Source organism: Wenyingzhuangia gracilariae (genome assembly GCF_056387575.1).
On sequence record NZ_CM150748.1, the window covers coordinates 3027501 to 3043039 of the forward strand.

7 protein-coding genes and 2 rRNA genes (1 of these 9 only partly in view) are annotated in these 15539 nt (G+C 32.9%); 7 read left to right on the top strand and 2 right to left on the bottom strand.

The features are described from left to right. The 5 genes from ACY2IJ_RS13330 to bioB all read left to right on the top strand — a co-directional run. A 23S ribosomal RNA gene (locus ACY2IJ_RS13330) occupies positions 1-61 on the top strand (it extends 2732 nt beyond the left edge of the window). 151 nt (positions 62-212) lie between these two features. Continuing rightward, positions 213-322, top strand: a 5S ribosomal RNA gene (gene rrf / locus ACY2IJ_RS13335). A gap of 275 nt (positions 323-597) precedes the next feature. Then, positions 598-1176 carry a MarC family protein gene (locus ACY2IJ_RS13340; RefSeq protein WP_476724812.1) on the top strand — a complete coding sequence of 193 codons (579 nt, stop codon included), beginning with the start codon at positions 598-600 and terminating at the stop codon, positions 1174-1176. A gap of 37 nt (positions 1177-1213) precedes the next feature. Then, a complete protein-coding gene (locus ACY2IJ_RS13345; RefSeq protein WP_476724813.1) occupies positions 1214-2374 on the top strand; it encodes a beta-ketoacyl synthase N-terminal-like domain-containing protein in 1161 nt (386 codons plus the stop codon). A gap of 49 nt (positions 2375-2423) precedes the next feature. Continuing rightward, positions 2424-3533 carry a biotin synthase BioB gene (bioB, locus tag ACY2IJ_RS13350; protein ID WP_476724814.1) on the top strand — a complete coding sequence of 370 codons (1110 nt, stop codon included), beginning with the start codon at positions 2424-2426 and terminating at the stop codon, positions 3531-3533. 54 nt (positions 3534-3587) lie between these two features. Here bioB and ACY2IJ_RS13355 read toward each other — a convergent pair whose 3' ends face one another. Then, the gene (locus ACY2IJ_RS13355) at positions 3588-5129 is read right to left on the bottom strand and encodes a glycerol-3-phosphate dehydrogenase/oxidase (protein WP_476724815.1); all 1542 of its coding nucleotides are present in this window, start codon (positions 5127-5129) and stop codon (positions 3588-3590) included. Positions 5130-5260: 131 nt separating this feature from the next. On the opposite strand from ACY2IJ_RS13355, the gene dnaE reads away from it, so the two are divergent. Continuing rightward, positions 5261-9760: a DNA polymerase III subunit alpha gene (dnaE, locus tag ACY2IJ_RS13360; RefSeq protein ID WP_476724816.1), complete on the top strand. Its 4500-nt coding sequence runs from the start codon at positions 5261-5263 to the stop codon at positions 9758-9760. A 60-nt stretch (positions 9761-9820) separates the two neighbouring features. On the opposite strand, the gene gldJ is transcribed toward dnaE, so the two are convergent. Next, positions 9821-11524, bottom strand: coding sequence for a gliding motility lipoprotein GldJ (gene gldJ, locus ACY2IJ_RS13365; RefSeq protein WP_476724817.1), 1704 nt, complete (start codon positions 11522-11524; stop codon positions 9821-9823). 128 nt (positions 11525-11652) lie between these two features. On the opposite strand from gldJ, the gene porU reads away from it, so the two are divergent. Further along, positions 11653-15534 carry a type IX secretion system sortase PorU gene (gene porU, locus ACY2IJ_RS13370; RefSeq protein WP_476724818.1) on the top strand — a complete coding sequence of 1294 codons (3882 nt, stop codon included), beginning with the start codon at positions 11653-11655 and terminating at the stop codon, positions 15532-15534. Positions 15535-15539: the final 5 nt, after the last annotated feature.

A 15539-nucleotide genomic window follows, 5' to 3' on the forward strand; every position in this document is an offset into this window, starting at 1 on the left:
ACAGGTGTAAAGGCAGTAATGTCATAGCCGAGTATTACTAATAACCCATAGGCTTATGTACTTGCGGGCTTTAATAACGTATACAATCGAGTAATAGAAAAAGTATAATATTGGTATCAATATGTTAACACATAATCAATTTACAATTGGCAATGTACAATTATGAAAAAAAATCGTAATTATTAATTGACTAGTTTGTAATTGAATAATCTTAAGGTGATTATTGCAATAGGGCTCACCTCTTCCCATTCCGAACAGAGCAGTTAAGCCTATTAGCGCAGATGGTACTATCGTTAGATGGGAGAGTATGTCATCGCCTTTTTTTGAATCCCGATTCTTTATTAGAATCGGGATTTTTTGTTTTATATAACCTTCATTAACATTGTAGTGATGGTTTTTGGGGTATAGAGTTTGCTGATTACTAGTTTTTTAAAATATTTCCTCTAGGTTTATCTGCTTTTTTTAAAACAATATCTGAATGTAAAAATTGAGCTGCTTTTGCAGAATCTGTTACTTTAACAGCACTACGTTTTAATATTTCAGATTCAAATTTGGTTAATACACTTTTTCTTAAGGAATAATGTGTAGTTTTGATGAATGAATTTGTTTTTTAATTTTAAAGAAATTGTTACAGCAACTATGATTCTTTTTGCTGTTATTGACATTATTGGAAGTGTACCAATTATTATTAATCTCCGAAAAAAAGTAGGACACATTCAATCAGGAAAAGCAACTATTGTTTCTGGTGTTATTATGGTTTTGTTTTTATTTGTAGGTGATGAAATTTTAAGCTTGATAGGAGTTGATGTAAATTCATTTGCTGTAGCGGGATCATTTGTTTTATTTTTTTTAGCTATTGAAATGATACTTGGAATAACAATTTTTAAAGATGAAATGACAGAATCGAGTTCTATAGTCCCTATTGCTTTTCCTCTTATTGCTGGGGCTGGAACTATGACTACTTTAATTTCTTTAAGATCTGAATTTGCTGTAGAGAATATTGTGGTTGCTATTTTTATTAATAGTATTTTTGTGTTCTTTGTTTTGAAAACCTCAAAAAAAGTTGAACAGATTTTAGGAGGAGTAGGTTTAAGTGTGCTAAGAAAAGTGTTTGGAATTATTTTGTTAGCTATTGCAGTTAAATTATTTACTTCTAATATTAATCAATTGTTTTAATACTTTTTAGAAGAAAGAATTTTATGAACTATTTTGGATGAAATTAATATCAATAACTGGGTACGCTTCTGTTTCAACTTTGGGAATCAATCCTATGGAGGTTTGGAAATCGTATAAAGAAGAAAAACACTTTTTAGAAGAGTTAACTTTTGATAAAGTAAGCGCTTTGGTAAGTAAGTTGCCAGAGAGTATAGAAGAAGAATTGAATGTCTTAAAAAATTCTAATACAAAATACAAACATTTAGATAGGTCTGTATTGATGGCCATTTATGTAGGAAGATTAGCCTTTAAATCTTCTGGATGGGAATGTAGTTCAAGCTTTGGAATTAACATGGGATCTTCTAGAGGAGCAACGGGATTGTTTGAAGAATTTTATGATGATTTTTCTAAAAATGAACTTGGTAAAACCCATCCCTTAACATCACCCACCACTACGTTAGGAAATTTATCAACTTGGATTGCTGATGATTTACAATCTAAAGGACCAGTTATTTCACATTCAATTACATGTTCTACAGGCTTGCATGCTATTTTAAATGGTGTAGCATGGATTAATTCGGGCATGTCTAATAAATTTATGGTTGGTGCCACAGAGGCACCTAATACTCCGTTTACAATTGCTCAAATGCAAGCTATTAAGATTTATGCAGACAACAAAGATTTATATCCTTGCAAAGCATTAAATCTTGATAAAAAACGAAATACAATGTGCTTAGGAGAAGGAGCAGTTGCTTTTTGTTTAGAAGAAGGAAAAAACGACAAAGCAGTTGCTTATATTGAATCTGTTGGGTATGCAACAGAAAAATTAAAACATAATATTTCTATTACAGATGAAGCAGAATGTTTTCAAGATTCAATGAAAATGGCTTTGAAAAATTTAGATGGTGAAATAGATGTGATTGTAATGCATGCACCTGGAACCATAAAAGGGGATTTATCAGAAATAAAGGCTATAGAAAAAGTTTTTGGTAAAAAACAACCCTCTATAACCTCTAACAAATGGAAAATAGGACATACTTTAGGGGCTTCGGGTTCTTTTAGTATGGAATTAGCCATCTTAATGTTAATGAAACAAGAATTTATTGGAATTCCTTATTTGCCTGATTTAAAACAACCTACTAAAATAGAACGTATTATGGTAAATGCTGTTGGCTTTGGAGGAAATGCAGTTAGTATTGTTTTAAAGAGAAATTCGTAAATAAAGAAGCATTTTTTACTACTTTTACCGAATCAATTAAATGAAACTTATGAGTGAAGTAAGACACAATTGGACAAAGGAAGAAATTTTAGAAATATACAATAAACCTTTGATGGAGCTTTTATATGAAGCAGCAACCATTCATAGGTTACATCATGATCCTAATGAAGTTCAGGTATCTACTTTGTTATCTATAAAAACAGGTGGATGTTCTGAAGATTGTGGATATTGTCCGCAAGCAGCACGTTATCATACAGATATTGAAGGGAATGATTTAATGCCTGTACAACAGGTTAAAGCACAAGCTTTAAGAGCAAAAGCATCAGGGTCTTCTAGAGTTTGTATGGGAGCTTCTTGGAGAAATGTAAAAGACGGACCTGAATTTGACGAAGTTTTAGAAATGGTTCGAACCATTAATAAATTGGACATGGAGGTATGCTGTACTTTGGGAATGGTCACTGAAAACCAAGCACAAAGATTGGCAGAAGCAGGTTTGTATGCTTATAATCATAATTTAGATTCATCAGAAGAATATTATAAAGAAGTAATTTCTACAAGAGGGTTTCAGGACAGATTAGATACAATAGACAATGTTAGAAAAACCAATGTAACAGTATGTTCTGGAGGAATTATTGGAATGGGGGAATCTATAGAAGATAGAGCAGGAATGTTAGTTGCATTATCAACATTAAACCCACAACCGGAATCTACACCAATTAATGCTTTGGTAGCGGTTGAAGGAACACCTTTAGAAGATCAAAAACCAGTGGAAATTTGGGATATGATCAGAATGGTAGCTACCACAAGAATTGTATTGCCAGAAACTCAAGTAAGATTGTCTGCAGGAAGAACTCAAATGAGCCAAGAAGGACAAGCATTTTGTTTCTTTGCAGGAGCCAATTCTATTTTTGCAGGTGACAAGCTGTTAACAACTCCTAATCCTGATGTAAATGAAGATATGAAATTGTTTGAGAAATTAGGTTTGAATCCTATGAAACCATTTACTAAAAAGGTACAACCTAAATCAGTTTCAGCAGAAGATTCTAAATATCAAGCATTGGGAGAAAATCCTAAATGGACTAGACCAGAGCATAAAATTGCTAAAAACGAAGAAGCAAAACAAAAAGCCAAAGAAATAAGAGCAGCTGAAAAGGCTTAAACAAATTTCTAATAAAACATAAAAAAACTCGTAGAATAAAATCTACGAGTTTTTTTATGTTAAAAGATATTGTTGAGCTAGTTTCGTGAAGTTTATAACTTCCTTTTCTCTCCATTGGTTGTTTTGGTTTAAATATTGTTGCATAATTATAGCTACTGTTTCTGCAGAGTCTATACTTGCTTTGGCATCTAAAAATAATAAACGAATTCTTCTAGCTAAAAAATCTTCTATTGTTTTAGCATCTTCATTGTGTACAGCCCAAACAATTTGAGCTTTTATGTAGGAATAATTAGGATGGATTTTTTCTTTTAATTCAGGATTTTTTTCAGTCAAACGTTTAATTAATTTAGCATCCGTACCATAAATGCTTAAAGGATTTGTATCATTTTTTTGTTTGTGATACCCGTGAATATTTAAAAATTCAGTTTCTGATTTTACAAAAGGAATTACGGCAACCATAGTGGCCTTGTCTACAACGTCTTCTGCCATTTTTCTATAGGTCGTCCATTTACCCCCAGCAATACTAATCAAACCACTTTTACTAACCTCTATTACGTGTTCCCTAGAAATTTCGGCAGTATCTTCTGCGTTTCCATTTTTTACCAAAGGACGTAAACCTACAAAAACACTTTTTACATCTTTTTTAGTAGGAGTTTTAGTTAAATATTTAGCTGTGTGAGTTAATAAAAACTCTATTTCATCTTTTTTAGCTAAGGGTTCATAAGAATATTTTTTCACAGGAGTATCGGTAGTTCCAATAATTATTTTATCATGCCAAGGAACAGCAAATAAAACTCTACCATCTTCTGTTTCAGGAATCATAATGGCAGTATCACTAGGTAAAAAACTTTTATCTAAAACAATATGCACTCCTTGACTACTGGTCATTATTTTAGGAGTAGATTTTTGATCTTGTTGTCTAATGGTATCAGAAAAAACACCTGTAGCATTAATGACTGCTTTTGTTTGGATTGTATAAGTTTTAGAAGTATTTACCTCTTTAATAATTGCACCATCAATCAATCCAGCTAAGTTTTTGGTAAAGTTTACAAATTCGGTATAATTTAAAATTGTTGCTCCTTGATCTTTAGCAGTTTGCATCATGTTAATTAGCAGACGGGTGTCATCAAACTGACCATCGTGATAAATTACACCACCACGCAATCCTTTTTGACTAACGGTAGGAATGTAATTAATGGTTTCTTCTTTCGATAAAAATTCTGAATCTCCAAAACCTTCTTTTCCAGCCAACCAATCATATAGTTTTAAACCAATTCCATAAAAAGGACTTTCCCACCAATCGTAAGTAGGAACCACAAATTTTAAATCGTGTACAATGTGTGGTGCATTTCTTTTTAAAATGGCACGTTCTTTTAAAGCTTCTAAAACCAAAGAAAAATTTCCTTGTTGTAAATATCTAACTCCTCCATGTATCAGTTTGGTACTTTTGCTAGAAGTCCCTTTTCCATAGTCTTCTTTTTCTACCAATAAAGTTTTATATCCTCTAGAAGCTGCATCAATAGCCGTTCCAATTCCTGTAGCTCCACCACCAATAATTAGTATATCCCAATGAGTGTTTTCAAGTAAATCTTTCATAATAAAGATGATTTGATGGTTGTATTAAAGGTACTACAAATATTGGTTGATAACTATTTTGTAGGATGCTTAAAACGACAATATTTTACGTGATATATTTTGTATTTTTAATCCTTCCCAAAAGAAAGCATATGTACTTAATTTTTGATACAGAAACTACAGGTTTACCTAAGAGCTATAAGGCTCCAATGACAGATACTGAAAACTGGCCTAGATGTATACAAATAGCTTGGCAATTGCACGATGATATGGGACGTGTAATTGAGCACGATAATTTTATGGTACAACCAGATGGATTTAACATTCCATTTGATTCTGAAAAGGTACATGGTATTTCTACCGATTTGGCTTTGGAACAAGGAATTTCTTTGAAAGAAGGTTTAAATCGATTTAATCAAGTTTTAGAAAAAACCAAATTTTTAGTAGGACAAAATGTTACGTTTGATGTAAACATTATGGGAGCTGAATTTATTAGAGCTGGAATAACTCCCAATTTTAAGGCCTTTGAATTTGATAGTTTTAATTTAGAATCGTATAATTTTAATGCCAAAATTCCTAAAAACAGACCTTTAGCTATTGACGACTTATCTGAAGATGACAAAAACACGCTTGGAATTTTAGATACATGTACCGAGGTTACAGCTAGTATGTGTCAAATTCCTGGAGGTAGAGGAGGAAAATTCAAACTGCCAACTTTAACAGAGTTACATCATTATTTGTTTGGTGTTGGTTTTGGCGAAGCTCACAATGCAACCGCCGATGTAGAAGCTACGACTCGTTGTTTCTTTGAGTTGATTAGAAAACAAGCTTTTACACAAGAACAATTAGATGTAGATCCGAGTTATTTTACAGCGTTTAAAACGCTAAACCCTAAACCGTTTGAGGTAATAGGATTAAAACACTTAAACTTAAAAAAGGAAAGTGATAAAATTCGTAAACGTCAATCGGAGCAAGCAGGAGCTAAAGGAAAAGGGGTTAATGTAAAAGAAAATTTAGCAAAATTAGAAGAAGTTTCTTTTGCACATTTACACAATCATACTCAATACTCTATTTTACAATCTACCATAGAAATAGGTGCTTTGGTAAACACTGCTGGTAAATACAACATGTCTGCAGTTGCCATGACAGATACTGGAAACATGATGGCGGCTTTTCATTTTACCAATGCTGTTGCCGGGTATAACAGTGGAATTAAAGCTAAAAGAGAAGAAGCCGAAGAAAAAGGAGAAGCGTTTGATGGAAAAGAATTAGTACCCATAGTAGGTTGCGAATTTTTTGTTTGTGAAAACCATTTAGATAAAACCAAAAAAGACAATGGATATCAAGTAGTGATGCTTGCTAAAAACCGTAAAGGATATCAAAACCTAGCTAAAATGTCTTCAACCGCTTTTGTGGATGGTTTTTATTATGTGCCAAGGATTGACAGGAAGGTTGTAGAACAATACAAAGAAGATGTTATTGTTTTAACAGGAAACTTGTATGGAGAAGTACCTAGTAAAATTTTAAATGTAGGAGAAAAGCAAGCCGAAGAAGCTCTGTTGTGGTGGAAAGAACAGTTTGGAAGTGATCTGTACATTGAGCTAATGCGACATGGTCAAGAAGATGAAAATGTGGTAAATAAAGTTTTGTTAGAGTTTTCTAAAAAACACAATATTAAAGTAGTTGCTACTAATAATACTTTTTACATAGATCAAGAAGATGCTAATGCGCATGATATTTTGTTGTGTGTAAAAGATGGAGAAAAACAAGCAACACCTATTGGTAGAGGTAGAGGCTATAGATACGGATTGCCTAACGATCAGTATTATTTTAAGTCACCAGATGAAATGAAGGAATTGTTTGCTGATATTCCTGAAGCAATTCGCAATATTCAAGAATTGGTAGATAAAATAACTCCTTTTACTTTGGCTAGTGATGTATTGTTACCCGCTTTTGATATTCCAGATGAATTTAAAGATGATAAGGATTTAGAAGATGGAGGTAAAAGAGGAGAAAATAACTTTTTAGCCCATTTGGTATACGAGGGAGCTAAAAAGAGATATGGAGAAATTACTCCAGAAATTAAAGAGCGTTTAGATCTTGAGTTAGATGTTATTGCCAAAACAGGATATCCTGGATATTTTTTAATTGTAGAAGATTTTATACGAGCTGCCCGAGAAATGGGAGTTTCTGTAGGACCAGGACGTGGGTCTGCAGCAGGTTCTGTTGCGGCTTATTGTTTATGGATTACCAATATAGATCCAATTCAGTACGATTTACTTTTTGAGAGGTTCTTAAATCCGGAACGTATTTCCATGCCCGATATTGATATTGATTTTGATGATGAAGGACGTGGACGTGTTATTGATTATGTAATTGATAAATATGGAGCCAATCAAGTAGCACAAATTATTACTTATGGTACCATGGCTGCAAAATCATCTATTAGAGATACAGCCAGGGTTTTAGATTTACCACTTTTTGAAGCCGATAGAATTGCCAAGTTGATTCCTGGTATGAAGCTTAAAAAAATATTTGGATTAGATGATAAAGAATTAGCAGCTAAGTTACGATCCGAAGAAATGGAAATGGTTAACGAACTTAAACGTATTTCCGAAGGAGATGGGTTAGAAGCAGAAACTGTAAATAAAGCCCGTGTTTTAGAAGGGTCTGTACGTAATACAGGAATACACGCTTGTGGAGTTATTATTACTCCAGATGATATTACCAAATTCGTACCTGTATCTGTTGCTAAAGATTCGGATATGTATGTAACCCAGTTTGACAACTCTGTGGTAGAAAGTGCAGGTTTGTTAAAAATGGACTTCTTGGGGTTAAAAACACTAACCCTTATTAAACATACTTGCGAAATTGTAAAAGCTAGACATGGAGTAGAATTAGATCCAGAGTCTTTTCCTATTGATGATGTAAAAACGTATGAACTTTTCCAAAGAGGAGAAACCGTAGGGATTTTTCAGTACGAATCTCCAGGAATGCAAAAATACATGCGTGAATTAAAACCGACAGTTTTTGCCGATTTAATTGCGATGAATGCCTTGTACAGACCAGGACCTTTAGAATACATTCCAAGTTTTATCAACCGTAAACATGGAATAGAAGAAATTTTGTATGATTTACCAGCTGAGGAGTACAAAAACCGATTGGCTGAAACTTATGGAATTACCGTTTATCAAGAGCAGGTAATGTTATTGTCTCAAGATTTGGCAGGTTTTACCAAAGGTCAGGCAGATACTTTGCGTAAAGCTATGGGTAAAAAGCAGATAGCAGTTCTAGCAAAAATGAAACCTTTGTTTATAGAACAAGCAGCTGCAAAAGGACATGATGCTAAGGCTTTAGAAAAAATATGGAAAGACTGGGAGGCATTTGCATCTTATGCCTTTAACAAATCTCACTCTACCTGTTATGCTTGGATTGCTTATCAAACCGCGTATTTAAAAGCACATTACCCAGCAGAATATATGGCGGCGGTGTTGTCTAACAACATGAATGATATTAAGCAGGTTACTTTCTTTATGGAGGAATGTAAGCGAATGGGACTAACCGTTTTGGGACCCGATGTTAACGAATCTTATGCAAAATTTTCTGTAAATGATGAAGGGGCTGTTCGATTTGGAATGGCTGCTATAAAAGGAGTTGGAGGTATTGCTGTAGATGGAATTATAAATGAACGAAAAGAAAATGGGCCATTTGTTTCTATTTTTGATGTAGCCAAACGTGTTGACCTACGAACGTGTAATAAAAAAGCATTTGAAGGCTTGGCATTAGCAGGAGGGTTTGATTCTTTTGGTGAAGTACACAGAGCACAATTTTTTGCCACTGACGAAAAAGGAATGACCTTTTTAGAAAAGGCAATTAAATTTGGTCATGCCTATCAAGAAAGTATGAATTCTTCACAAGTGTCTTTGTTTGGAGAAGCTTCGGATGTGCAATTACCAGAACCCCAAGTACCACCTTGTGAAACATGGGGTACCATGGAGTTGTTGTCTAAAGAAAAAGAAGTTGTAGGGATTTACATATCTGCGCATCCTTTAGATGATTATAAAAATGAAATGCGATTTACCAATTGTACAGCTAGCTTATTTAAAGAAGATTTAAGAAAGCATGTAGGAAAAAACTTTTCCTTTGGTGGAATTTTAACAAGTGCAGAACACAGAATTGCTAAAAATGGAAATGGGTGGGGATCTTTTATTATTGAAGACTACACGGACTCACATGAATTTAGACTTTTTGGAGAAGAGTATTTGCGTTATCAACATATGCTGGTTCCAAATTCCTTTTTATATTTAAGTGGAACCATTCAAAAAGGGTGGACACAAAAAGATGGTAGTGAGGGGGAACCTAGAATACGATTTTCAGAATTTTCGTTACTATCTGATGTAATGGATAAAAAATGTAAGAAAATTACTTTTAAAATGCGATTGCATGAAATTACTGAAGAAAGGATAGAGCAATTAGAAATGCTTTTATCTGGGTTTACAGGAGAGGGGGCTAAACAGACTATTGGTTTTAATTTAATATCAGAAAAAGATAGAATTGATATTGAAATGCCGTCAAGAACGTATAAGTTAAAAGTATCTTCAGAATTGTTTGAGTATTTAGATAAAGAAGGTTTTGAATACAAACTGAATTAAAATAAAAAGAGGAATCACCAATTTAGATGATTCCTCTTTTTTATTGAGTAGTTATTTTTTCTAGTAGTAAGAAATATTAAAAGCAGATCTTTTTACTTTTTCGTGTCCTTCACCCACTTTACTAACTACACATCTAAAACCAATATAGTCTGTAGACATGTATTCTTCTAAATATCTTCTTTGAGATGGGTCTAACCAAAACTCTCTATCTTTCCAAGAACCACCTTTATAAACTCTAGAGTGGTTTGTAATTAAAGTAGTTCTAGGTTTGTCGTCATACACATACTCTAATTTACCTGTTTCTTCGTTTAAAACTGGAGGAGGGATAATAGGAGCATTGTACATTTTTTTTCTTCTTTCAGGATCTTCTTCTAAATAAGTTCTAGAAGAAGCAATATCTCCATCAGCAAAATCTCTATTGTCAGCTTTTCTAAAAGAAGGGCTTAAATAAGCATCACTGCTAGATATTTCTTCTTTAATAATTTGTCCGGGTAATACGGTAGGAACAATTTTTCCGTTAGGAAGTGTATCGTAACTCATGGTGTTGTAATCAGCAATTATTACGTTACCATTCTCGTCTAATTTAGGTTTTCTAAATACATTTCCTCTAGCGTAATTAAAATCGTTTAAATTGGTGTCCATTTCTGGTCTGTATACATCAAAAACCCATTCAGCTACATTTCCAGCCATATCATACAATCCAAAGGCATTAGGAGGGTAACTTCTTACAGGTGTTGTAATATCTCCATAATCAGAGCTCCATCCTGCAATACCACTATAATCACCTTTACCTTGTTTAAAGTTGGCATGTTGCACGTAGTATTTACTTTGTAAATCTCTAGTTGTTTCTCCGTTCCAAGCGTATTTTTTTCTACCTCTAATGGTATTAAAATAGCGATTTTCTATATCTGCTTTGGCAGCATATTCCCATTCAACTTCTGTTGGAAGTCTGTATGAAGGAGAAGGAGAGTGTCTGTCTATATTTAAGACAACATCTTTTTTATCTACTACAGCAGCAATAGTGGTCGTATCGTTTTCTTTTTCTTCAGGATTGGTTACATATTCTGTATAAATAGAATAATCACCATTGAATAGTAATTTAGGGTCTGTTTCAAAAACTTCTGCATCAAAGTGATTTCTACCTTCTATGGTAACTTGATTATTGGTATATAAAGGCTTTAGAATTCCTTCTTCCATTAATTGCTTTTCGGCTATTCTGTCGGTTCTCCATTTGCAATAATCATTTGCTTGTCTCCAACTAACACCTACTACAGGATAATCTTCAAAAGCTCTGTGCCTTAAGTAGTTTTTAGACAAACCACCATCGTGTCCTAAAGGTTTTTTCCAAACATTTTCGTTAGGAACGGCAGCAGCATATATGTGCTTGTATTTAGGGTTGTCTGGAGGGAATACTTTTTTAAGCCAATCTAAATAAATGAGATATTCTCTGTTGGTTACTTCTGTATCATCAATATAAAAACTTTGTACGTGTACGGTTTTTGGTGGATTGTTAATTCCTCCCATAACGTCTTGTTGAGTTTGTCCCATAACAAAAACACCACCCTCTACAAGAACCATGTTGTCGCTTATTTCTTGTCCTCCATCAGGAGATAATTTAGAAAGTCCTCCGTTTTCTGGCAAACTAAAGTCCATTCCTACGTTTTCAGAATGTCTGTGAGTGCTAAGGTTTTGCTGGTTAAAACAACTTGTTAAGCAAAGCAATATGATGCTAGATTTTAAAGATGTTTTTATGATTTTTTTCATAAAGATTCTAATCACTATAAATGTTAATTGGTACGCAAGATATCATATAATCCTTAATTACACAATTTAAATATGTTGTGTAATTCAGAAGTTTGAAATCATTATATTCGTGAAATAATTCTATAAAAATGAAACTACGTTACTTAGTCTTTATTATATTAAGTACCCTACATGTTTTTGGACAAGAAAAAAAAGATTTTAGCCTTGCTTGGGAAGTAATATACGAACCGGTTTTGCAAAAAAATATAATGCTTGCCAACAACGTAAGTCTTAACAACGAGTTACAACCTGTTTTTTACGAACAGTTTGATATGGAGAATGGTCAAGAATTAAGTAGCTATGAGGTTGGTAATGTGGTTGTTCAAAAGACAACAAATAGAGAATTAGAAACCTTAAATGTAAATGCACTTTCTAGTTCATTTAACCCAACTTTAAGAGTTGTAAAAAATGGAACCAAAAGCCTTTTGGTTTTAAAAGCAAACCCTGTGTATAAAAATACAGCAGGAGATGTTGTAAAGGTTGTGTCGTTTGTGCTTAATTACGGTTTTAAAAGTGTAAGAGCTGCAAGGTTTGGAAAAGTAAACTCAGCAACGTCTCAAATAAACTCAGTTTTAGCAACGGGTACTTGGTATAAAATAGCGGTAGATAAATCTGGAGTTTTTAAGTTAGATGCACCTTTTCTAAAATCATTAGGAATAAATACAACTACAATAAACCCAAGAAACATAAGAGTATTTGGAAATGGAGGTACTATGTTACCCGAATTGCTAACAAAAGCAAGAGAGGAAGATTTGGTGGAGAATGCTATTTATGTATCTGGAGAAAATGATCAGGTTTTTAACGATAATGATTTTGTTTTGTTTTATGCCAAAGGACCTATAGGTTGGAACTTACCATCAAGAGAGAATATTTCTCATGTTCAAAATGTTTATAGTAACTATGCATATTATTTTATAAATGTGGATAGTGGAGTTCAAGGAAAAAGAATTCAAAACCAAGCTTCGGTTAATGGAGCAACCACAAAAAGTATTACCACATTTACAGATTATCAATTTCATGAAAAAGAATTGGTCAATTACATTAGAGTAGGAAGAAAATGGTTTGGAGAAGACTTTACAGTTCGTAATACGCAATCTTTTGAGTTTGTTTTTCCAAATATAGATGTTACACAACCTGTTTATGTTACAGGCTCTTTTTCGGCATCATCAAAAAGTACAACAAGTACCTACACTGTAAAATACGACAACCTAGATGGAGATACAAATACCAACATTCAAGTATTGTCCACAAATATAGAACCTTCTTCTTCTTTAGCTTATGTAAGCAGTTTGGCAAATAATAGTTTTAATGCTCAAAACTCTAATATTAAATTAGATGTAACATGGAATGCCAATGGTGATTTATCTGCGTTGGCATATTTAGATTATTTAGAGGTTACAGCAGATAGATTTTTAACAGCTAATGGAAAACAATATGGATTTGTAAACTTTAATTCAAAGCTAGAATCAGAAATTTTGGAATATAGCATTACCAACAACAGTCAAATAGATGCAATTTGGAATGTAACCAATATTACCAATGTAACCAACGTGTTAGATACAGATGCAAGCACCAATACTTTTAAGTTTAAAGAGCAAACCGATGGGAGTTTAAAATATTATCAATTGATAAAATATGCAGATGCTTATACACCTATAAAATTACCTAATTCTGTTGTCGCCAATCAAAATTTACATAGCCTTTCAAATGTTCAATATTTAATTGTAACCGATAAAAATTTAAAAGAAGAAGCAGAAAAATTGGCTAATTACCATAGAGCAAATACAACTATTTCAGAAACAAATACCAATTTATTAAATGTTAAAGTGGTAGATGTAGATCAAATTTACAATGAGTTTGCATCAGGAGTTCCAGACATAACAGCTATTAGAGATTTTGCCAAGTATTTATACGATCATGGAGATTCTGAAGAAACAAAACTAAAATACTTGTGCTTGTTTGGAGATGCTAGTATAGATTATAAAGGAATAAAATATCCGAATACAAATTTGGTGCCTACGTATTTGTCTACAAGAAGTGCCAATTTAACAAACTCCTACAATACAGATGATTACTATGCGTATTTAGATGAAACAGATGACTTGATAGATGATGGAGAAGTTTCACAAGGAGGACAACTAGATATTTCTACTGGTAGAATACCCGTAAAAACAAAACAAGAAGCAAAACAATATGTAGACAAAATTTTAAACTACTATTCCCCAAAATCTTTTGGAGCATGGAAAAATAAAGTTACCCTTTTAGGAGATGATGGTCAAGAAGGAGAAGATCAAGATTTGATAAAATTTTTAGATCAAGCAGCACAACGAATAGAGGTTAACAATAAAAATTTAAATTTAGACAAACTTTACACAGATGCCTTTAAAGAAGAACAAACAGCAGGAGGAGGAAGTTACCCAGAAATAAAGAAAAGATTTGATGAAGCGTTTAATAGAGGTTCATTAGTTATTAATTACTTTGGACACGGAAATACCTCTTCTTTAGGAGAAGAATCTTTCTTAGGAATTTCAGATATTAGGTCTTTTAGAAATCTAAATACCCTTCCGTTATTTATTACAGTAACTTGTGATTTTTCTAGGTTTGATGACCCTACAATTGTATCTGGAGGAGAAGAATTAATAGAAAGTGCCTATGGAGCAGCAGGTTCTATGATTACAACATCTAGAGAGATTACCATTTTTGCAGGAGAAAAAATTAATAACAAACTAGCAGATTTTTTATTCAGTTTTGACGGAAAAAACCGAACAGTTGCCGAAGCATTAAAAGACACCAAAAACGATTTGATATTATCTAATGAATTGTTTGTTTTCTTTTTTGGAGACCCAGCCATGCGCTTGTCTATTCCAAAAGAAGGAATTGTATTAAATAAAGTACAAAAACATATAATTGATGAAAATACAGGAAATGTAACTTATCAAGATGTTACAGAATTAAACGGATTGTCTAAATTAAGAGTTACAGGAGAAATACAAAATAATGGTACGCTACACAAAGACTTTAATGGACAGCTATCGGTGGTTTTGTTCGACAAAGAAATTGACAGAAAAACGTTGTTAAATGAAGGAACGGGTACTGTAGTAGAGTTTAAATCGTTAGAAAGTAAAGTATTTGTAGGAAAAGCATCGGTTACCAATGGAGAGTTCCAGTTTGATTTTATTTTGCCAAAAGATGTAAGTGTAATCCCCGATAATTCAAAATTTAGTTTTTACGCATCCTCTTCTACAGAGGAAAGAGCTGGAAGCAGTTTTGATTATAAAATAGGAGGAATAGATCCAGATGCAGAAGAAGATACAACACCACCAGAAATACAATTGTTTTTTGAAGATGAAACATTTGTGGACGGTGGAAACACGTCATCAACTCCAAATTTGTTAGCAAAAATTTATGATGAAAACGGAATCAATACATCTTTAAACTCTATAGGACATAATATTTCTTTAATTATAGATGGAGATTCTGCCAATCCTATATCATTAAACGAATATTATACTACGGAATTAGACGATTTTACCAATGGAGTTGTAAATTATCAGTTACCAGAGTTAGAAGTAGGGAATCATACCATTACATTTAAAGCATGGGACTCACACAATAATTCATCAAGTCAAACGTTAAACTTTTTTGTTGAAGAGGATACAGGGTTTAAATTAAGCAAGGTATTAAATTATCCTAATCCTTTTATCAACCATACAGAATTTTGGTTTAAAAACAACAGACAAGGAGATCCGTTAGAAATTAAAGTACAAATTTATACAGTATCAGGTAAATTAATTAAAACAATTAGAGCTACAACAAGTAATTTAGAAGGAATTGAAAGATCTACAACTTGGGATGGAAAAGATGATTTTGGGAATCGTTTGGCAAAAGGAGTTTACTTGTATAAATTAGTTGTAAAAAATACATTTACGAATGAAGTAGATGAGAAAATTGAAAAATTAGTAATATTGTAAAAAAC

Bases quoted from the DNA above. Each gene is read 5' to 3' on its own strand.
- ACY2IJ_RS13345 (WP_476724813.1), top strand. From the start codon at position 1,214: ATGAAATTAATATCAATAACTGGGTACGCTTCTGTTTCAACTTTGGGA.
- dnaE (WP_476724816.1), top strand. From the start codon at position 5,261: ATGTACTTAATTTTTGATACAGAAACTACAGGTTTACCTAAGAGCTAT.
- porU (WP_476724818.1), top strand. From the start codon at position 11,653: ATGAAACTACGTTACTTAGTCTTTATTATATTAAGTACCCTACATGTT.
- gldJ (WP_476724817.1), bottom strand. From the start codon at position 11,524: ATGAAAAAAATCATAAAAACATCTTTAAAATCTAGCATCATATTGCTT.
- bioB (WP_476724814.1), top strand. From the start codon at position 2,424: ATGAGTGAAGTAAGACACAATTGGACAAAGGAAGAAATTTTAGAAATA.
- ACY2IJ_RS13340 (WP_476724812.1), top strand. From the start codon at position 598: ATGAATTTGTTTTTTAATTTTAAAGAAATTGTTACAGCAACTATGATT.
- ACY2IJ_RS13355 (WP_476724815.1), bottom strand. From the start codon at position 5,129: ATGAAAGATTTACTTGAAAACACTCATTGGGATATACTAATTATTGGT.